The 18481-nt window shown below is 66.6% G+C and carries 16 protein-coding genes and 2 pseudogenes; 5 read left to right on the forward strand and 13 right to left on the reverse strand.

Translation table 11 applies throughout. The annotated features are described in order from the left end of the window. The first annotated feature begins 41 nt into the window (after nucleotides 1-41). Together fdxA and RQI28_RS02335 are read left to right on the forward strand one after the other, a co-directional pair. Nucleotides 42-365 (forward strand): ferredoxin FdxA, encoded by a 324-nt coding sequence (gene fdxA, locus RQI28_RS02330; protein ID WP_311220977.1) that lies wholly within the window; start codon nucleotides 42-44, stop codon nucleotides 363-365. Nucleotides 366-390: 25 nt separating this feature from the next. Then, nucleotides 391-1470 (forward strand): NAD(P)/FAD-dependent oxidoreductase, encoded by a 1080-nt coding sequence (locus RQI28_RS02335; RefSeq protein WP_311220978.1) that lies wholly within the window; start codon nucleotides 391-393, stop codon nucleotides 1468-1470. 34 nt (nucleotides 1471-1504) lie between these two features. Here the strand turns inward: RQI28_RS02335 and RQI28_RS02340 are convergent, their stop codons facing one another. The 6 genes and pseudogenes from RQI28_RS02340 to RQI28_RS02375 form a co-directional block, all read right to left on the reverse strand. Beyond that, on the reverse strand, nucleotides 1505-2914 hold the full coding sequence (locus RQI28_RS02340; RefSeq protein ID WP_311220979.1) for a DNA polymerase Y family protein: 1410 nt from the start codon (nucleotides 2912-2914) through the stop codon (nucleotides 1505-1507). Further along, nucleotides 2880-3740, reverse strand: a complete 861-nt coding sequence (imuA, locus tag RQI28_RS02345) for a translesion DNA synthesis-associated protein ImuA (RefSeq protein WP_311220980.1) — start codon at nucleotides 3738-3740, stop codon at nucleotides 2880-2882. The genes RQI28_RS02340 and imuA overlap by 35 nt, the downstream gene beginning before the upstream one ends. A gap of 118 nt (nucleotides 3741-3858) precedes the next feature. Next, nucleotides 3859-5197: pseudogene (locus RQI28_RS19700) on the reverse strand (HD-GYP domain-containing protein). Between the two features lie 100 nt (nucleotides 5198-5297). Beyond that, nucleotides 5298-5552, reverse strand: a complete 255-nt coding sequence (locus tag RQI28_RS19705; protein WP_404976842.1) for a hypothetical protein — start codon at nucleotides 5550-5552, stop codon at nucleotides 5298-5300. A 260-nt stretch (nucleotides 5553-5812) separates the two neighbouring features. Continuing rightward, entirely contained in the window at nucleotides 5813-6451 is a 639-nt protein-coding gene (locus RQI28_RS02370) for a 3-oxoacid CoA-transferase subunit B (protein ID WP_311220984.1), read from the reverse strand. Between the two features lies 1 nt (nucleotide 6452). Further along, nucleotides 6453-7271, reverse strand: a complete 819-nt coding sequence (locus RQI28_RS02375; RefSeq protein WP_311220985.1) for a CoA transferase subunit A — start codon at nucleotides 7269-7271, stop codon at nucleotides 6453-6455. An 86-nt stretch (nucleotides 7272-7357) separates the two neighbouring features. Between RQI28_RS02375 and RQI28_RS02380 the strand changes: the two genes are divergently transcribed. Next, nucleotides 7358-7903 (forward strand): PAS and helix-turn-helix domain-containing protein, encoded by a 546-nt coding sequence (locus RQI28_RS02380; RefSeq protein WP_311220986.1) that lies wholly within the window; start codon nucleotides 7358-7360, stop codon nucleotides 7901-7903. A gap of 128 nt (nucleotides 7904-8031) precedes the next feature. On the opposite strand, the gene RQI28_RS02385 is transcribed toward RQI28_RS02380, so the two are convergent. The 3 genes from RQI28_RS02385 to RQI28_RS02395 all read right to left on the reverse strand — a co-directional run bounded on the left by RQI28_RS02385 (nucleotide 8032) and on the right by RQI28_RS02395 (nucleotide 11764). Continuing rightward, nucleotides 8032-9312 carry an FAD-dependent oxidoreductase gene (locus RQI28_RS02385; RefSeq protein ID WP_311220987.1) on the reverse strand — a complete coding sequence of 427 codons (1281 nt, stop codon included), beginning with the start codon at nucleotides 9310-9312 and terminating at the stop codon, nucleotides 8032-8034. A gap of 174 nt (nucleotides 9313-9486) precedes the next feature. Further along, a complete protein-coding gene (locus tag RQI28_RS02390) occupies nucleotides 9487-10965 on the reverse strand; it encodes a DUF945 family protein (protein WP_311220988.1) in 1479 nt (492 codons plus the stop codon). Nucleotides 10966-11179: 214 nt separating this feature from the next. Continuing rightward, complete coding sequence (locus tag RQI28_RS02395) at nucleotides 11180-11764, reverse strand: LysE family transporter (RefSeq protein ID WP_311220989.1); 585 nt, start codon at nucleotides 11762-11764, stop codon at nucleotides 11180-11182. 122 nt (nucleotides 11765-11886) lie between these two features. Between RQI28_RS02395 and RQI28_RS02400 the strand changes: the two genes are divergently transcribed. Then, the gene (locus RQI28_RS02400) at nucleotides 11887-12345 is read left to right on the forward strand and encodes an Lrp/AsnC family transcriptional regulator (protein ID WP_311220990.1); all 459 of its coding nucleotides are present in this window, start codon (nucleotides 11887-11889) and stop codon (nucleotides 12343-12345) included. Nucleotides 12346-12710: 365 nt separating this feature from the next. Here RQI28_RS02400 and katG read toward each other — a convergent pair whose 3' ends face one another. Both katG and RQI28_RS02410 read right to left on the reverse strand, forming a co-directional pair. Then, a complete protein-coding gene (gene katG, locus RQI28_RS02405) occupies nucleotides 12711-14939 on the reverse strand; it encodes a catalase/peroxidase HPI (protein ID WP_311220991.1) in 2229 nt (742 codons plus the stop codon). Between the two features lie 98 nt (nucleotides 14940-15037). Continuing rightward, nucleotides 15038-15954, reverse strand: a pseudogene (locus RQI28_RS02410) (LysR family transcriptional regulator). Here RQI28_RS02410 and RQI28_RS02415 point away from each other — a divergent pair. Further along, the gene (locus RQI28_RS02415) at nucleotides 15943-16728 is read left to right on the forward strand and encodes a hypothetical protein (protein WP_311221548.1); all 786 of its coding nucleotides are present in this window, start codon (nucleotides 15943-15945) and stop codon (nucleotides 16726-16728) included. The pseudogene RQI28_RS02410 and the gene RQI28_RS02415 sit on opposite strands and share 12 nt — an antisense overlap. A 107-nt stretch (nucleotides 16729-16835) precedes the next feature. On the opposite strand, the gene RQI28_RS02420 is transcribed toward RQI28_RS02415, so the two are convergent. Together RQI28_RS02420 and RQI28_RS02425 are read right to left on the reverse strand one after the other, a co-directional pair. Beyond that, on the reverse strand, nucleotides 16836-17777 hold the full coding sequence (locus tag RQI28_RS02420) for an NAD(P)-dependent oxidoreductase (RefSeq protein WP_311220992.1): 942 nt from the start codon (nucleotides 17775-17777) through the stop codon (nucleotides 16836-16838). Then, nucleotides 17774-18460 (reverse strand): RraA family protein, encoded by a 687-nt coding sequence (locus RQI28_RS02425; protein WP_311220993.1) that lies wholly within the window; start codon nucleotides 18458-18460, stop codon nucleotides 17774-17776. The genes RQI28_RS02420 and RQI28_RS02425 overlap by 4 nt, the downstream gene beginning before the upstream one ends. Nucleotides 18461-18481: the final 21 nt, after the last annotated feature.

Genomic DNA, 18481 nt, shown 5'->3' on the forward strand with positions numbered 1-18481 from the left:
AAATCGCGGGTTACCCCCGATTACAAAGACATTGACGAGCCATGACTCACGTCGTTTCCGAAAACTGCATCAAGTGCAAGTTCACCGATTGCGTGGACGTGTGCCCCGTGGACTGCTTCCGCGAGGGCCCCAACTTTCTCGTGATCGACCCTGACGAGTGCATCGATTGCGCCGTGTGCATTCCCGAATGCCCTGCCAATGCCATCTTTGCCGAAGAAGATCTGCCCGCAGACCAGATCGCGTTCATCAAGATCAACGCCGAGCTGTCGCCCCAGTTCAAGAGCATCACCAAGCGCAAGCCCCCCTTGCCCGACGCCGACGAGTGGAACGGCAAGCCGGGCAAGATTGCCGACCTGATCCGCTGATCTCGGTTTCGACCTCGCATTGCACGTGACCGGCCCAGCACCCCAAGAACCCCTGGCTGTTGACGCTGTCGTCATTGGCGCGGGGCCGGTGGGCCTGTGGCAGGTCTTCCAGCTGGGGCTGCACGGCATTCACGCCCATCTGATCGACGCCCTGCCCTACACGGGCGGCCAGTGCGCCGAGCTGTATGCAGACAAGCCCATCTATGACATTCCCGGCGTGCCCGTGTGCACTGGCCGGGAACTGGTGACGCTGCTGGAGCGGCAGATCGCGCCGTTCGCACCGCAGCGGCATCTGAGCCAGGTGGTGTCTGCGCTGGCGCTGCAGGATGACGGCCGCGTGCTGCTGCAAACCTCGGCCGGCACCCGGCTGCTGGCCCGCACGGTGTTCATCGCCGCCGGCGTGGGCGCCTTCGTGCCCCGCACCGTGAAGGCCGATGGCATCGACGCCTTCACGGGCACGCAGGTTCTCTATCACCCCGATGCCGCATCGTTGACAGTCAATACATCCGCGCGCCATGTGGTGGTGCATGGCGGCGAAGAGCCGGCCGTGATGGCCGCCGTCGCGCTGGGCAATCAGACTGAAAACACGCCCGCCAGCATCACCCTGCTGCACCGGCGCGATGCCTTCCAGGCCCCGCCCGAGGCGCTGGCCCAGCTGGCGGCGCTGCGCGAAGCCGGCCGCATTCGCGTGGTGGCCGGGCAGATCAACGGTATCGAAGCATCGGCGGACGGCAGCATGCTGCAGGCGCTGCGCCTGACCACACCCGAGGGCGGCGAGGAGCGCCTGCCGCTGGATCTGCTGCTCGCCTACCTGGGCATATCCCCGCGCCTGGGGCCGATTGCCGACTGGGGCCTGGCCATCGAGCGCAAGCAACTGGTGGTGGACACCGCCGCCTTCCGCACCAGCGTGCCGGCCATCCACGCGGTGGGCGACATCAACACCTATCCGGGCAAGCGCAAGCTGATTTTGTGCGGCTTCCACGAAGCCACGCTGGCGGCCTTCAGCGCTGCCGAATATCTCTCGGGCGACAAGGTGGCGCTGCAATACACGACCACCAGCACGCGCCTGCACGAGCGGCTGGGCGTGGCGCCATTGGCGAGTTGAGCCGTTGGCTGACGGCAGTGCCGTTCAGCAAGATTCAGCCATAAATCCCGTGCAGGAACCACCGACCCTGCAGGTCACGAAAGATCCAGACATGGCCGACGGTGGCGTTGTGCGCCACGAAGTAGTCGCGCCGCGCAGGTCCGGCGGCCGCCTCGCCTGGCATGACCGGCATCTCGGCGGCCGGTGCGTTCTGCTCCTGCGACCCGGCCTCCCACCACGCGGTTTCAAACCGCTGCGGCCCCACCAGCAGGCGCAGCGGGCCTTGCAGGCAAGGGCGGCTGCCCTGCAGGGCCAAGGCGCGCGGCGGCTGCACCAGCCAGCGCGGCCACAGCACGGCGCGGGCATCGGCAGGCAAGACCGTCGCAGCGCAGAGGCCACCGCCTGCGGCTGAGCCTTCGAGCGCCTGCCATTCCTGCATGCCTTCGGGCCGATGATCGGCCACAAGACGCAGGCCCTGCACACGGCCGGCTCCCAGTCGGGCAGACAGGCGCTCCAGCAACTGGTGCCAGGGCTCGCCCGGCATGTCGTGCGGGCCCGGGGGCAGCAAGCTGATGCTGTCGCCCGTCCAGGGCGCCGTCTGCAAGGCCTTCAGCGCAATGCGATTCACCGGCGCTGCCAACTGCTGACGGCCCAGTCGCTCGGCCAGCAGGCGTCGCAAGTGGGTCATTTCCTGAACGGGCTGGGCGGTGCGCACTTCCAGGCTTTGCCAGGCGGGCAAGTCCACGCCGTCGATGCGGCGCAGATCGTGGCGCCAGCCCAGCGACAACGCCAGCGCGCCCTGATGCCGCGCCTGCAGCCACGATTGCAACGCGCCCAACAGGCGGCTGGCGGACCAGAGCAGCGCATCGGCCGATTCGGCGAGGGCCGGCAGTTCGGCCTCCATGGCGAAGCTTTCGGGGGCCTGCAGCCAGGGCGGCAGGTGCTGCACGTCGCCCCACGCCCTGTCCAGCGCCAGCAAGGGGCCAGCGCCCAGCCGGCGCGCCAGGCCGGCACGCGGCAAGGCGCGCACGGCGCCCCAGGTGCGGCAGCCCATGTGCTCCAGCTCGGCCGCATGGGGGCGCAGGTCGGTCAAGGTACGCAGTGGCAGGTCGTACGGCAGGCGGCGCGGCAAGGGGCGGCTGGTCTGCAACAACCGCAGTTGCGCCAGCGCCTGCAAGGCCGTGGGGGCCTGGGCTGGGCCGGATTCGTCTGGCGGCTGCAATGCGGCGCTGCAACCCTGGCCATCCGCTGCGGGCAAGGGTAGCGGGCGATGCCGCTGCAGCAGTTGCAGCAATGCCGGCACACCGCCCCAGAGCCGCGCCACGCTGCCCACCTCGATGAGCAGGGCCTCTTCCAGCAATGCCACGCGCGGCGTGAAGCGCAACGCCCACCAGCCATGTGCCTGCACAGGCACGCCGCCGGGCTGCGGGTCAGGCGCGGGCAGGGGCAGTGCGATCCAGTGCATGGCGCGGCGATGGTTCGATGGGAAGCCCGAGTGCACGCAGGGTCTGCAGGCGCTGCTGGCTTTCCTGCCACTGCTGCTGCGCTGCTTCTTGCGCTGCCTGGCGACGCCGCGCCTGGGCTTGCAGCACCGCCGCCAATCGCGCGTCGCAAGCCGGCAACAGCACGGGCACCACCACGGGCGGGCCGCGGCGCTTGAGAACGTGCACCTGGACGACATCGGCATCGCCACCCGATTGCGCCCAGAGCCGCAACGGCGCGGGCGATGCCTGCATGCGCAGCTGTTCAGGCCGAAAGACCCAGAGCAGCCGCCCCTGGTGGGCAGCCGCCAGCTGCAGCCGCCGCAGTACCTCGGGGGCAGCCTGGGGCAACCAGGCCAGTACCGCCAGCACATCGCGGCAGCGCAGGGCTTGTTCGGCGGCCCAGGCAGCCTGCGCACCCTGATGGGGCCCTGCCACGATGCGGCATACCCGGTGTGCCGGCAACCCACCCATCACCAGCACCGGCCCGAAAGGCACGTGCGGAGGTGCCACCAGCACCACCTGGCCGGGCAGACCGGCGGCGATGGCACCGGCGAGTGCGGGCAGCACCAGACGCCATTCATGGAAAGCGTGCGCGGGCAACAGGATCTCCGACATGGCGCCCAGCGGCCACCCACCACCGGGCAGTTGCGCATCCAGCAGCGCATGGCCTGATGGCTGGGTCCGCTGCGGGCCCTGCTCCATGCCATCGGCACGCCAGACACCAGGCAACTCGCAGGCGCTTTCAGCCCGCCTCAGGGCGAGCCTGGGCAAAGAAGGGGCAGCGGAGAGCGCGGGGTGGACAAACATGGTGATGACTTGATGCTGTTTAAATATACAGTATTCAGCAGGCATCACACCTCGGCATCTTCACCACGTGTCACCGGATCCTCAACCGCAATGCGGCGATCAATGGCGGTCTATCGGACTAAATTGCCGCCAGCAGTTGCGTGCACTGGTCTTGCCAGTCCGCCACACAGGCGTCGCCCGCATCGGCACGGTCCGCCAGCAAGGGCCAGCGGCTGTGGCTGGCATTCAGGATGCTTTGCAGCTGCCAGATCGCCTCGCGGTTCAGCAGTTCCAGCTCGACCATGCCTTGCGCGTCGCCCTCCAGGTGCACCAGCATCTCGGCCTGCTGGTGGGGGTGCGAGCCGGCCTCGTACAGCGCCTTCTGCAGCGCAGTCAGGCGCATGTCTACAAAAGCACAGGCCCGGCCGGTGGGCAGCGCCAGCCAGGCGGCCGGCAGCGCCTTGCGGGCGTCGTCCCAGGCCTGGAAGGCATCGGCCAGGGTGGCGATGTGCTGCGCGGCCTCGTCCTTTGCGGACAGGGGCTGCTCCGCCTGCATGCCGCCCTGCCCCACGGCGGCCTGTTGCAACAGGGGCAGCAGCAATGACGCCAGCGGTGCAGAAAACTTGCGGTGGTTCAACCGCAGGCTGAGCGACAGGCGCTGCGCGGGCGCGTCGTCCTGGTACTTTTCAAAAAAAGCCGCGGCCACCTCGGCCAGCATCAGGATCTGCCCCATCGGCGAGATGGCGTTGCCCTGCAGGCTGCGCGGGTAGCCGGTGCCGTCCATGCGTTCGTGGTGCTCCAGCACCGCAGTTTCAACCGACTTGGCATACGCCTGCGCCCGCACCATCAGCATGGCCGACACCGGGTGCTTGCGGCCAGCACCCGTCACCCTTGTGGTAGGGGTCACGCCAGACCGGGTCCATGTGCAGCACGCCGATGTCATGCAGCAGCGCTGCAGCCGCCAGCGGAATGCACTCGCGTTCGCTCCAGCCGCTTTGCACGCCCAGGTACAACGCTATCAGCGCCATGCGCAGGCTGTGGGCCAGCAGGTCGGGCCGCTGCTCGCGCATGACGGTCAGCTTGAAAGCCATGGGCTGCGGCAGCGGCACGAACTGCAGTGGTGCCAGCAAACGGTCGGGGCCGCCCAGCGCATGCGACAGCAGCATGGGCAATGGATCTTGCGCGCACTGCGCCCGCGCGGCGGCAATCAGCGAAGGCACATCGACCGCGTTCTACACGCTGAGTTGGCTGTCGATGGAGCCGCGAAGCTTGTGCTGTACCAAGCGCTCGTACAGCCGGTTGTCCACGCGCGCACCCTTTTCCAGCAGCTTGATGCCTTTGTCAGTGTAGGCCGCGTCCTGCGCAACCACCTTGCAACGCTCGGCCATGTCGGTCACCGCACGCGGGTAGTGCAGGTTGTCGCAAGCGCCTTCTTCCGAAAGGGGAAGATCAGCAACGGTAGGGTTCTGGGCGTTCATGCGCTGGTCGAAAAGCAGAAGACGGGGGTAGATGCCAGCGGCGACTGTAAAGTGATTTGCCGGGGTCGGCGGCCAAACGGCCAAGGGCGATTGACGACGGTCAGGGCCAGTGCGGCGGGTGCGTTCCCGGCGGCACCGAAGGCCGCGACCAGCCGGCCGGAGTGCGCGACAGCTGAGCGCTGTGCCGCACGGCCTGCAATGCGCCAAAGCCGGAATCGCGGTGGTGCGCAAAATTGGCGTGAAGGCGCACGAACCCGTCGGCGCAGCGGTACAGCCCCGACAACGCGTCCCACAAATCGGGCGCTTGCCCATCCAGGCTGAACCAGCCGGTGCATTCGATGGCGGCATGGGCCATGTCCACCGCCACCTGCTGGCGGGCTGCACCGCGCTGGTGGGCAATTCGCAGGCCGCCAGTGCGGCCGCTGCAATGCTGGCCTGCGCGGCAACGCCGACGGCGAACGACGACGGCATAACCGGGTCGGCGCCGGTCAGCTGGGCAAAGGCGAGCGCCTCTAGCGGCAAGCCGGCCTGCAGCCAGAGGCCGCGCAGCGCCTCATCGGCCGTCGTTGCCACGGGCTGCGTGCCAGAAGCCATCGCACGCCCTGCCCCGCACTTTCAGCGGATCAGCGTCACGCCAGTTTTGGCCTGCAGCGCCTCGAAGCTGACTTCAGGCGCCAGCTCGACGACCTTCAGGCCTTCGGGCGTCACATCGAGCACGGCCAGGTCGGTGATGATGCGGTCCACCACGGCCACGCCCGTCAGGGGCAGCGTGCACTCGGGCAGGATCTTCAGATCTTCAGTGCCGTCTTTCTTCTTGGCGACGTGCTCCATCAGCACGATCACGCGCTTGACGCCAGCCACCAAGTCCATGGCACCGCCCATGCCCTTGACCATCTTGCCGGGGATCATCCAGTTGGCCAGGTCGCCCTTTTCGCTGACCTGCATCGCGCCCAGAATCGACAGGTTGATCTTGCCGCCACGGATCATCGCGAACGACTGGTCGCTGCCGAAGATGGCGGAGCCGGGAATGGTCGTCACCGTCTGCTTGCCTGCGTTGATCAGGTCGGCGTCCACCGCGTCTTCGGTCGGAAACGCGCCGATGCCGAGCATGCCGTTTTCGGACTGCAGCCACACTTCCTTGGTGCCCGTGTGGTTGGCCACCAGGGTCGGAATGCCGATGCCCAGGTTCACATAGAAGCCGTCTTCCAGCTCTTGCGCCGCGCGTGCGGCCATCTGGTCTTGGGTCCAGGGCATCTCAGGCTCCTTTTTGTTGGTTGGCGGGCACGGTGGGCACCGGCACTTCCACTTCGCTGCTGGCGGCAGCCTGGGCGATGACGGCCTGGGCCTCGACCTTGGCAGCTGCGGCATCCACCGGGACTGCAGCCGAGACAGTTCGCTTTTCGATGCGTTTTTCAGGTGTCGGGTTGTGCACGATGCGGTGCACGTAGATGCCCGGCAGATGCACGTCGTCGGGGGCGATCTGGCCGGTCTCGACGATCTCTTCGACTTCGACGATGCAGACCTTGCCGGCAGTGGCCGCAGCAGGGTTGAAGTTGCGTGCCGTGAGGCGGAACTGCAGGTTGCCGGACTTGTCGGCGCGGTGCGCCTTGACCAGCGACACGTCGGGCACCAGCGAGCGCTCCATCACGTAGGTCTCGCCGTCGAATTCGCGCAGCTCTTTGCCCTCGGCCACCATCGTGCCCACGCCGGTCTTGGTGAAGAACGCCGGAATGCCCGCGCCACCGGCACGCAGCTTTTCGGCCAGCGTGCCCTGGGGCGTGAATTCCAGCTCCAGCTCGCCGGCCAGGTACTGGCGCTCGAACTCCTTGTTCTCGCCCACATAGGACGAGATCATCTTCTTGATCTGCCGCGTCTCCAGCAGCTTGCCCAGGCCGAAACCGTCCACGCCGGCGTTGTTGGAAATGACGGTGAGGTCCTTGGTGCCGGAATCACGCAGCGCGTCGATCAGCGCCTCGGGAATGCCGCACAGCCCGAAGCCGCCCACGGCCATCAACTGGCCATCGGCGACGACGCCCTTGAGCGCCTCGGTCGCATTGGGAAAGATCTTGTTCACTGGTGACTCCTCATCAAGATGAATGGCGCTACTGATCGCGCTACGATACTACGTACTTTATTACGTAGTTTTCCCTAAAGACTTCCATGGATATCGCCGACTACCGCCTTGCGTTCGATATGGCCCCGGTGGGGCTGGTCATCTCCCGCAACCGCACCATGGTGGATTGCAACCGGCAGGTGTGCGAGATGTTCGGCGCCTCCCGCGAGGTGCTGATCGGCCAGTCCTTTCGCATTCTCTACCCCAGCGCCGACGAGTACGAGCGGCTGGGCCGGCGCATGGAGCCCATTCTGAACGCGCACGGCCACTACGCCGACAACCGCATCATGAAGCGCTCCAGCGGCGAGATGTTCTGGTGCCACGTGTCGGGCCGCGCCCTTAACCGCGAGGCGCCGCACGAATCGGGCATCTGGAGCTTTGAAGACCTGAGCGCGGAGCGCTCGGTCAAGGCCGAACTCACGGGCCGCGAACGCGAGGTGGCGGCGCGGCTGCTGGACGGGCTTACCTCCAAAGAAATCGGCCGCGCACTGAACATCAGCCACCGCACGGTGGAGATCTACCGCGCGCGACTGATGCGCAAGTACCACGCGTCCACCGCCGCCGACCTGGTGCAGAAGCTGCTGATCGGCTGAATCAAAAAAGTGAGCTGGTAGCGCTTGCTGCATAAGGCTTTCAATATCTTTTATATTGGAAAGCCAATGAAATCAAGCGCAATCAGCTATGTATTCAATAGCATCAGCTGTGTTTCAGACCATGCCGGTCAATGCAGCTTCAGCCGTCCCGACACCCGCTGCTGCAGCAGCCGCGCCAGCGCCAGCACCGCCGTCTTGCCAATGCCCAGAATGGCCCGGTGGTGGTTCAGATGCAGTGAGATGTACATCCACTTGGCGATCAGCCCGTTGACGAAGAAGTTGCGGCCACCCAGGCCCCCCATCAGGTTGCCCACGCCCTTGTTGTCGCCCAAGGAAACGAGCGAGCCGAAGTCCTTGTAGACGAAGGCCTCGGCCACTTCGCGCTCGCGCAGCAAGGCGCCCAGCACGCGGGCGAGGTAGTCGGCCTGCTGGTGTGCGGCCTGCGCGCGGGCGGGCACGGTGTTGCCGTCTTTCCACGGGCAGGCGGCGCAGTCGCCCAGGGCCAGCACGTCGGGCACCGAAGTGCGCAGCCGGTCGTCCACGATGAACTGGTTGAGCCGGTTCACCGCCAGCCCCAGCAGCGCATTGCCTTCGGCGGCCTTGATGCCGGCGGCCCACACCACCAGGTCGGCCGGGATTTCGCCGGCCGGCGTCACCAGCGCGCCCTTGCGGATCTCGGTCACGCGCGTGTCGGTCAGCACCTGCACCTGCTTGCGGCGCAGCGCCACGTCGGCCTGCGCAGAGATCTGCTCGGGCAGCCCGCCCAGAATGCGGCTGCCGCCCTCGACCAGCGTGATGTCGAGCCGAAAGCGCTGGCTGCTGCTCAGGCTGCCCAGCAGCTCGGCATGCGCTTCCAGCAACTCGGCCGACAGCTCCACGCCTGTCGCGCCGGCACCCACGATGGCGATCGACAGCGCCCGGTTGTCCGCGAACGAAGCACGCGCACAGGCGCCCAGCCAGTCGGAGTGAAAGCGCTGCGCGTCGCGCACGTTCTCCAGCAGATAAGCGTGTTCGATGCCCGGAGTGCCGAAGGCGTTGGAGCCGCTGCCGATGGCCAGCACCAGCCGCGTGTAGCTCACCGTGCGGCGCGGCACCAGCAGGTCGCCCTCGGCATTGCGGATCTCGCCCAGCTCGATGGTCTTGCGGGCCGTGTCCAGCCCCACCAGGTCGCCGATGGCAAAGCCGAAATGGTTGCGCCGCGCCAACACCGGGTACGACAGGCCTTCCTGGTGCGCATCCAGCGTGCCGGCAGCCACTTCGTGCAGCGTGGGCTTCCAGATGTGAAAGGGAGAGCGGTCCACCAGCAGCACGCGCTCGCGCCCCTGCTTCGCACCCAGGCTGCGGCCCAACCGGGCCGCCAGTTCCAGCCCGCCAGCCCCGCCGCCGACGATCGCGATGTCCGAGTGCATGTATGAATCTCCCGTTGCGCAACGCTGCAGTTTATTGCGGCAAACCCCTAGACGCGCGCAATCGTGGAAATCGCGGGGAGAGAGCCGCATGAAAAAAGCCCGCAGCGGCTGGCTGGGGGCTTTGAAGGGAAACGCGCTGGCACGAAAGCCAGCACCTCCTTGGGTCAGAACATGTCAGCGAAAAAGCCCTGGCGGCAACGGCGTGGTCTTGCCGTTCAGCGTCAGCTGGCCGCCTTGCAGCTTGATGGCGCTGGTCAGGAATTCGCCCTCCTGCAGCACGTAGCCTGCAGACTGGGCCATGCCGACCATCGCATCCACGTCTTTTTCCTTCGCCTCGGGCTTGCCGGTGGACTGCATCAGCGGCAGCACCCAGGCCTTGGGCAGCCGCGCGCCGGCTTGCAGCACCGAGGTTTTCATCAACGCCGGGGTCCAGCCTGCCTGGGCCACTTCGGCGTCGGTGGGCGCGCGCTGCACCTCGGCGCCGTAGTCCAGCTGGCCTGTCTTGCCCTGGTAGGTGGCCTGCACCTTCATGGAATAGGCGGGCAATGCCTGCACCAGGCGGGGCGCGTTCTCCATCAGTACGGTCATGCCTTGCTGCTCCATGGCGGCCACTGCATTGGCAACACCACCGGCGCGATAGCTGTCCAGCACCACGCGCTGGAAGCTGCGAATCGCTTCGATGCTGATGCGCTGGATCTTTTCCTCGAACCCGATCGATTCGAAGTCGATCGGGCCGAGGCGCCCGGCCGTTTTCAGGTTCGTCATCATGCCCAGCGTGCCGTCGGCGGCCTCGATGACATAGGTGCCGACGATGTTCTTGACGTCCATCATGGGTTTGGCATCGCCACCAGCCGCCGGCACCACGCTGGCAAAGGCCCGCTCCACGCGGAACTCGGCCTTGCCCGGGCCGATGCCCCAGAGGCCATCGATCACGGCATTGTCGAAGCTGCCTTCCATGCCCTGCAGGTTGACCGACGTGCGGTCCACCGGCTCCACGGCCGCCGTTTCGTCGTTGTCGTTTTCTTCTTCCTCCTGCTCGTCGGCCATGGCCTGGGCTGAGGCATCCGGAATGCCGATCAGGCCAAACTCGGGCAGGCGAAAGCTGCCCTTGAGATGCTTGCCATCGCGGCTGATGGCCATGTCATAGACCATCTCCTGCCAGCGCATCGTCATGCCGTCGTCACCCATCTCGCCGGCCGGCAGCTGGAAATGAATGTCGTGGCTGCCCGTCAGATGGTGCACGCTGGTCAGGATCGGCGCTGAGGCCTTGCTCAACCGGGCCTGGGTTTCAGCATCCAGCCCTTCCAGGGAAAAACGTGAATCGACCACGGCGCCGGCAACGCGTGCGCCCGCCAGCGGGCCGTGGCGTACCGCACTGTCGACCACCACCCGCAGCGGCTGCGGCGCGGGGGAGCCGGCTTCCTTAGGGGCTTGCGCCCACTGCAGCACCAGGCGCGCCTGCGACGAGAAGAACCCCTTGTCGTAGTCGTCAGACACCACGACATCGGCGCCCAGCGCCTTGCGCAGCTCAGCCACGGCCTCTTGATATTCCGCCTGCACACGCTGCCCGAAGTACCAAGTTGCGCCACCATACGCCACCACAGCCACGGCCACCGCAGTGGCCGCCGCCACTCCCACTCTCTTGTTGCTCATTGTCGATTTCCGTTTTTTGAAGAATTCATGGATTCCCGCTGCGCCTCGAACGAATCACTTTGGAAAGCAGAGGGTCAGGGGCGGCGAGATTAGCAGCTTCGCCGCCAACGGCCTTCAGATGAAAATGCTTCGGCCGGGAGCCACTGGGGCACACAGCTAGCGCAAGTTCGCGCTCACCTGGGGCGAACAGATGGACAACGGCCAGATGACTCCGTCACCGCAGGATGGATGCCACCTGCCACACGGCAAAGACCATCAGCACACCCGCACTCCCCAGGCTGATACGCTGCTGCCAGCGCGAATCGAAGCGCGCGCGGAGCCGGCCAACGATGCCGCTCAAAAATAGCCACCACATCGCCGAGCCGATCAGCACGCCCAACACCATCGTTGCGGGTGCTGTCACGGCCGAACGCCCGGCCATCGCGCCGAAGATCGCGACGAACAAGAGGATGGTCGCCGGGCTGGACAGCGTCAGCACGAACGTGGAGGCAAAGTAGTGCCAGCCGCTGCGTGCCACTCCGGCATCCACCGGCCCCAGGACCGCAGGCGCACGCACAAGCCGCCAGGCCATCCACAGCAGAAACCCTGCGCCGAACAGCGTGAGCGGCAAGCGCGCGGCAACCAGGGCCTGGATCAGCCAGCTCGCGCCAAAGGCGCCTACCGCGCCATAGACAGCATCCGCCGCTGCGGCGCCCAGCCCGGTGGCGAGCCCCGCGCGAGAACCGTGGTCGAGACTGCGCTGAATGGTCAGCACGCCGATCGGGCCGACAGGGGCGGCAATCGACAGCCCGATCAGCATCGAAGAGAAAAAGATTTCAACTAGTTCCATGCCACCTATCGTAGGTAAGTCAATTCACCACCTGAAGTTTTTTTTACTGTGATATTTAGCAAATACCAGAATATTTATGGAAAATAATATCGATGACAGAATCCATTCAACTCGACGCCAAAGCCTGGAAACTACTTGAAGCGCTGCAGGCCGATGGCCGTGCGCCGCTCAAGACGCTGGCCGAGGCGGCCGGCCTTTCGATCGCTGCCTCGGCCGAGCGTCTCAAGCGCCTGCAGGAAGCTGGTGTGATCCGCGGTGTGCACGCAGACCTCGATCCCACCAAGGTGGGGTTGCAGGTCCAGGCCATCATCGGCATCACCACCGGGCAACCGCACAAGCAGGCACTGCTGAAGGCGCTGCGCACGCGCGCCGAAGTTCTCGAGTGCCACCACGTCACCGGTGCCGATTCGTACGTGATGAGTGTGGCCGTGGCGGACATGGCTGCGCTGGAGTCCTTCCTTGGCGACATCAATCGGTGGGGAGAAACACGCACGGCGATCGTCATGTCCACGCCCATCTCCCGGCGCGGACCACGTCGGCTGTTACCTTGAGCGCGGCCGGACGGGTATGGAAAGCAAACGATTCGACTTGCTGCGTGCCGAATGAGCGGCATTGAAGCGGACGGAGCTTCGCGGCGGCCCTCATCGGCCCTGGGACCAAACCAGCGCTGGTACAGCGGGAGCAACATGCTTGTGAATCCCAGCATCCTGCAGTCCCACTCGTGTCTGTGAGCCGCGCGGCATGAGGGCATGTCATCGACTTCGGAATGCATGCTGTGCGAGTGCCGGTCAGAGGCCTCTATCAGCGCGCAAGGTTGAAATGTAGACGCCAACAGAACAAGCCGCACAGAAGAAAAAGCCCGCCACCTGTGTCAGGCAGCGGGCTCTTGCCAATGCGGCTCAGCCGTGTCAGGCGATCAACGCAGATCGAAGCGGTCCAGATCCATCACCTTGGCCCAGGCGGCCACGAAGTCGCGCACGAACTTCTCTTTCGCGTCGGCGCTGGCATAGACCTCGGCCACCGCGCGCAGCACGGCGTTGGAGCCAAAGGCGAGGTCGACGCGGGTGCCCGTCCATTTCGCGGCACCCGTCTTGCGGTCACGGCCTTCAAACACGTCGCCGGCGGGCTTCCACTCGGTGTTCATGTCCAGCAGGTTGGCAAAGAAGTCGTTGGACAACGCGCCTGGCCTGGCCGTGAAGACACCATGCTGCGTGCCATCCACGTTGATGTTGATGGTGCGCAAGCCGCCCACCAGCACGGCCATTTCGGGCGCCGTCAGCGTCAGCAACTGGGCCTTGTCGAGCAGCAGCACCTCGGCCGGCACGCTGTAGCGGCCCTTGGTGTAGTTGCGAAAGCCATCGGCCACGGGTTCGAGCACGGCGAACGATTCCACATCCGTCTGGTCCTGGCGCGCATCGCCCCGGCCCGGAATGAACGGCACCGTCACGGCCACGCCGGCGCTTTGGGCCGCCTGTTCGACGCCAGCGGCACCGGCCAGCACGATCAGGTCAGCCAAAGAAATGCGCTTGTCACCGTCGGCCGACTTGTTGAAGTCGCGCTGGATGCCTTCGAGCACCTGCAGCACGCGAGCCAGCTGTTCGGGCTGGTTCACGGCCCAGTCCTTCTGTGGAGCCAGGCGGATGCGCGCACCGTTGGCACCGCCGCGCTTGTCCGAGCCGCGGAAGGTGGAGGCCGACGCCCAGGCCGTACCCACCAGATCCTGCACGGTCAGGCCCGAGTCCAGCACGCGTTGCTTGAGGGCGGCGACATCGACCGGGGCGACCAGTGCATGCTGCACAGGTGCAATGGGGTCTTGCCAGATCAACTCTTCCTTCGGCACTTCGGGGCCCAGGTAACGGGCGCGGGGGCCCAGGTCGCGGTGGGTCAGCTTGAACCAGGCGCGGGCAAAGGCTTCGGCAAAGGCCTGCGGGTTGTCGAGAAAGCGGCGCGAGATCTTCTCGTAGGCGGGGTCGAAGCGCAGCGACAGGTCGGTGGTCAGCATGGTCGGCACGCGCTTTTGCGATGGGTCATGCGCATGGGGAATGGTCGCGGGAGCGTTCTTGGCCTGCCACTGGTGCGCGCCGGCCGGGCTTTTGGTCAGTTCCCACTCGAACTTGAAGAGGTTCTCGAAGAATTCGTTGCCCCACTGCGCGGGCGTGCTGGTCCAGGTGACTTCCAGGCCGCTGGTGATGGCATCGCCCGCTTTGCCGGAGCCGAAGCTGCTGGCCCAGCCCAGGCCCTGGTGTTCCAGGCCGGCGGCTTCGGGCTCGGCACCCACATGGTCGGCAGCGCCGGCGCCATGGGTCTTGCCGAAGGTGTGGCCGCCGGCGATCAGCGCCACGGTTTCCTCGTCGTCCATCGCCATGCGGGCGAAGGTCTCGCGGATGTCGTGCGCCGCTGCAATCGGGTCGGGGTTGCCTTCGGGGCCTTCGGGGTTCACGTAGATCAGGCCCATCTGCACGGCGGCCAGCGGGTTCTCGAGCACGCGTTCTTTTTCATGCCCGTGCATGGCGGGCTCGGCCACCAGCGTGCCGTCGCCCGGCGTGCCCTTGCCGTAGCGCGCATCGCCGCCCAGCCAGGTCTTCTCGTTGCCCCAGTACACGTCCTGATCGGGTTCCCAGGTGTCCTGGCGCCCGCCGGCAAAGCCGAAGGTGCGGAAACCCATGCTCTCCAGCGCCACGTTGCCGGTCAGCACCATCAGGTCGGCCCAGGAAATCTTCTGGCCGTACTTTTGCTTGATGGGCCAGAGCAGGCGGCGCGACTTGTCGATGTTGACGTTGTCGGGCCAGCTGTTGAGCGGCGCAAACCGCTGCTGGCCGCGCCCTGCGCCGCCACGGCCGTCGCCCGTGCGGTAGGTGCCGGAGGCATGCCAGGCCATGCGCACGAACTGCGGGCCGTAGTGGCCGAAGTCAGCCGGCCACCAGTCTTGCGAGTCGGTCATCAGCGCACGCAGATCGCGCTTGAGGCCTTCGTAGTCGAGCTTCCTGAACTCTTCGGCATAGTCGAAAGCACCGCCCAGCGGGTCGGACTTGCCGGAGTGCTGGTTCAGCAGATCCACGCGCAGCTGGTTGGGCCACCAGTCCTTGTTGATGGTTCCGCCATTGGCTGCGGCGGCGTGGAAAGGGCACTTGCTTGTTTCGGTCATGGGGCGATCCTCTCGGCTGTTAGACAGGTGAATAGTAAGGTCGTTGCCAGATACCTTTAAGTCAATTAATCGCATCTTCGGGATAGTTTTTGGCTACATCAAGCCACTTCTGCCCCGTCGCACCCGCAGATGCCGAACAGCAATGCGCGGGCCCAGCGGTGGCCCGACAAGCGGTGCGTGCGTTCATGCCATACCGCCGTCTTGGCAAACCCCGCAGTGGACAGCGGCGGCTCGCGCACGACCAGACCGGGCGCATGTGCCACCAGCCGCTGTGGCACCACGGCGAGGTCGCTGGTGCTCAAGATTTCAGGAAGCACCAGAAACTGGTGGCCGACAGCAGCACCCGCCGCGTGCGGCCCAGGCGGGCCAGCGCCTCGTCCGTCACACCTTCGAAGCGGCCCCCTCTGTAGGGAATGCGTGCGCGGTCCAGCGCGCAGAAGCGGTCCAGCGACAAAAGCCCGTTGCTGGCCTCGGGGTGGCCTTCGCGCATGACGCACACATGGTGCTCATCGAAGAGATGGCGGGCATACAGGCCCGGCGCGGTGTTCTCGGGCGAGATCAGCGCCAGATCGATGTCGCCGCGCTCCAGCCGCTCTTGCACCGGCAGGTGCTGCGGTGGCACCACGGCCACGCGCAGGTGCGGCGCGCCCTGGCGCAACCGCGCAAGAAACGGCACCACCACAGTCTGAAGGGCGTAGTCGGTCGATGCGATGCGCAGCGTCATGGTCGCCGTCCCAGGGTCGAAGTCGGGCGGCTGCAGCAGCGATTCCACCTGGCCCAGCAGCTGTTTGACCGGCAACGCCGGATCCTGCGCGCGCAGCGTGGGGGCGATGCCGCGCTGCATGCGCACAAACAGCGGGTCGTCAAAGCTCTCGCGCAACCGCGTGAGCATGCCGCTCACGGCCGGCTGCGTCAGCGCCAGCCGCTGGGCGGCGCGCGTCACGCTGCGCTCGTCGAGCAAGGCGTCCAGCGCTTTGAGCAGGTTCAGGTCCAGGGTTTTGATATCGGCCGGCATGCCACCGACGGCCTGACCAACGACTGGCATCAGGTGCATGACCCCTCCATCGCGCGCGGCGGCGCCGGGCTGGTGATCGTCGAAGCGACGGGCGTGTCGCCCGAGGGCCGCATCACCCCGGGCTGCACGGGGCTGTGGAACGACGAGCAGGCCGAGGGCCTGTCGCGCATCGCCGCCGGCATCAAGGCCGCAGGCGCTGTACCCGGCATCCAGATCGGCCATGCCGGCCGAAAGGCCAGCGCCAACCGCCCGTGGGAAGGTGACGACCACATCGCCGAAGGCGCGCCGGACAGCTGGCCCACCATCACGCCATCGGCCATCGCCTACGGTGAAAACCTGCCGCGCGTGCCCCGTGCCATGACGCTGGAGGATATCGCCCGCGTGCAGGCCGACTTCGTGGCCGCCGCGCGCCGCGCACGCGAGCGCGGGCTCGACCTGCTCAACGTCAGCGTCAACTTCGTCATTCCGGGCACGCAGATTCCCTGGGTCACGCCCGCCTTCCTGGCGCCCATCGCGCAGCGCGTCAGCCGCGAAGCCGGCGTGCCCGTGGCGTCGTCCTGGTGCATCGACGACCCACGCACCGCCGAGCGCGTGGTAGCCGAGGGCCAGATGAGTCTGGTGATGATCGGCCGCGCCCACCTGGCCAACCCGCACTACGCCTATCACCTGGCGCAGACGCTGGGCGAAGACCAGCCTGACTGGAAGCTGCCTGCGCCGTATGCGCACTGGCTGTCGCGCTACCGTGGCGCGGGCCGGTCGGCTGCAGCGCAGTGAACTGAGCGGGCCTCTTTCGCTATTAATTCAATAGCTACCAGCGCTTGATGCATAAGCGCTAGAGGCCTATTTGGCTCTAAACCTACCCGCAGGCAGCTCCAGACAGGTCATGCAGCAGCCGTGGCGGCAGGCGCGCGTGCCAGCACGGCCAGCAGGTTGCGCGCCGCGCCCACGCCCATGTTCACGTAGGCATCGGAGGTCACACCACCGATGTGCGGGCTGAGGATGAAGCGCCGCTCGCCCTGGAAGGGGTGGCCCGCTGCCATGGGCTCCACGGCGAAGCTGTCCAGCCCGGCGGCCATCACCTGGCCCGACCGCACGGCGGCCAGCAGCGCCGCTTCGTCGATGAGCCCGCCGCGCGCGGTGTTCACCACGATCACGCCGCGCTGGCACTGCGCCAGCGTGGCGGCGTTCACCAGGCCCCGGTTCTCGTCCTTCAGCGGGCAGTGCAGCGAAATGGCGTGGGACTCGCGCCAGATCGTGTCCAGATCCACGCTTTGCACATGGGCTGGCAAATCGCGGGCAAATGGATCAAACCCGATCACCCGCATGCCCAGCGCATCGGCCATCCTGGCAAACCGCAGCCCGATGGCGCCCAGGCCCACCACGCCCACGGTGCGCCCACCCAGCTCCAGGCTCTTGTGCGTGGCCTTGTCCCAGTGACCGGCGTGCATGCGCGCATCCAGCTGCACGACGGACTTGGCACAGGCCAGCAGCAGCGCCAGCGCCTGCTCGGCCACCGCCGCCGCGTTGGCACCCGCAGCGGCCACCACGTCGATGCCGCGCGCTTTTGCGGCCTCCTTGTCGATGGTGTCCGTGCCGCTGCCGTGCTTGGAGATCACCTTGAGCGAGGGCGCAGCATCCATCACCGCCGCGCCCACCTGGCCGTAGCGCACGATGATGGCCACCGGGTCGTGCTGCCTGCACAGCGCCACCAGGTCGCCTTCGGTGGGCGTCTTGCCGGCATAGACGATCTCGAAATCTTCAAGCAGATCGAGCGCCTGCTGCGCCAGGTCGGCGCCGGTGACGAGGATGGCACCGGCACTCACAGCGTTTCTCCATCCTTGAGCACACCGGCGGCGCGCAGCGCGGCAGGCAGCCACTTCGATGCCGTGTCGCCCCGGGCGATCGCCTCGATGCGCGCGGCCTCGTCGGCGACCTTCTTGTCGGCCAGGGCCAGCATGGCGGGCGCCTTGGCCCGCTCGATGACCACCACACCGTCGGCGTCGCCCACCACCAGGTCGCCCGGGTTCACCACGGCGCCACCTGCCGAAATGGGGTGGTTGATGCGCCCGGGCACGTACTTGGTCGGGCCGGCAGGGTTGAAGCCGGCGCTGAACACGGGAAAGCCCAGGTCGAGCAGTTCCAGCTTGTCGCGAATGGCGGCGTCCACGACCACGCCGGCCAGGCCGATCTTCTGGCAGGCGCTGAGCATCAGCGTGCCCATCAGCGCGGCAGTCTGGTCGCCCCTGCCGTCGATCACCAGCACGTCGCCGGGCTGGGCCAGCGCGATGGCGGCGTGGATCATCAGGTTGTCGCCGGGCCGCACCTCGACGGTGAAGGCCGGGCCGGCCACCTTCATGCTCTGGTGAACGGGCGCCACGCGGGCGTGCATGGTGCCGCGGCGTCCGGCCACGTCGGCCAGGATGGCGGCCTGGAAGGTCGCGGCCTTGGCGACGACTTCGGCGCCCACGCGCTCGATGTCACGGATGATGTCGGGAGAAGAAGTCATGGCGATGGTCTGGTGTGATGA

Origin of the sequence: Acidovorax sp. WCS2018Noco2-16 (genome assembly GCF_031843945.1) — a bacterium.
Lineage (GTDB): Bacteria > Pseudomonadota > Gammaproteobacteria > Burkholderiales > Burkholderiaceae_C > Paracidovorax.

Bases quoted from the DNA above. Each gene is read 5' to 3' on its own strand.
- RQI28_RS02425 (WP_311220993.1), bottom strand. From the start codon at position 18,460: ATGACTTCTTCTCCCGACATCATCCGTGACATCGAGCGCGTGGGCGCC.
- RQI28_RS02370 (WP_311220984.1), bottom strand. From the start codon at position 6,451: ATGCCCTGGACCCAAGACCAGATGGCCGCACGCGCGGCGCAAGAGCTG.
- katG (WP_311220991.1), bottom strand. From the start codon at position 14,939: ATGACCGAAACAAGCAAGTGCCCTTTCCACGCCGCCGCAGCCAATGGC.
- RQI28_RS02400 (WP_311220990.1), top strand. From the start codon at position 11,887: ATGACAGAATCCATTCAACTCGACGCCAAAGCCTGGAAACTACTTGAA.
- RQI28_RS02380 (WP_311220986.1), top strand. From the start codon at position 7,358: ATGGATATCGCCGACTACCGCCTTGCGTTCGATATGGCCCCGGTGGGG.
- RQI28_RS02340 (WP_311220979.1), bottom strand. From the start codon at position 2,914: ATGCACTGGATCGCACTGCCCCTGCCCGCGCCTGACCCGCAGCCCGGC.
- RQI28_RS02390 (WP_311220988.1), bottom strand. From the start codon at position 10,965: ATGAGCAACAAGAGAGTGGGAGTGGCGGCGGCCACTGCGGTGGCCGTG.
- fdxA (WP_311220977.1), top strand. From the start codon at position 42: ATGACTCACGTCGTTTCCGAAAACTGCATCAAGTGCAAGTTCACCGAT.
- RQI28_RS19705 (WP_404976842.1), bottom strand. From the start codon at position 5,552: ATGGCCCATGCCGCCATCGAATGCACCGGCTGGTTCAGCCTGGATGGG.
- RQI28_RS02385 (WP_311220987.1), bottom strand. From the start codon at position 9,312: ATGCACTCGGACATCGCGATCGTCGGCGGCGGGGCTGGCGGGCTGGAA.
- imuA (WP_311220980.1), bottom strand. From the start codon at position 3,740: ATGTTTGTCCACCCCGCGCTCTCCGCTGCCCCTTCTTTGCCCAGGCTC.
- RQI28_RS02395 (WP_311220989.1), bottom strand. From the start codon at position 11,764: ATGCTGATCGGGCTGTCGATTGCCGCCCCTGTCGGCCCGATCGGCGTG.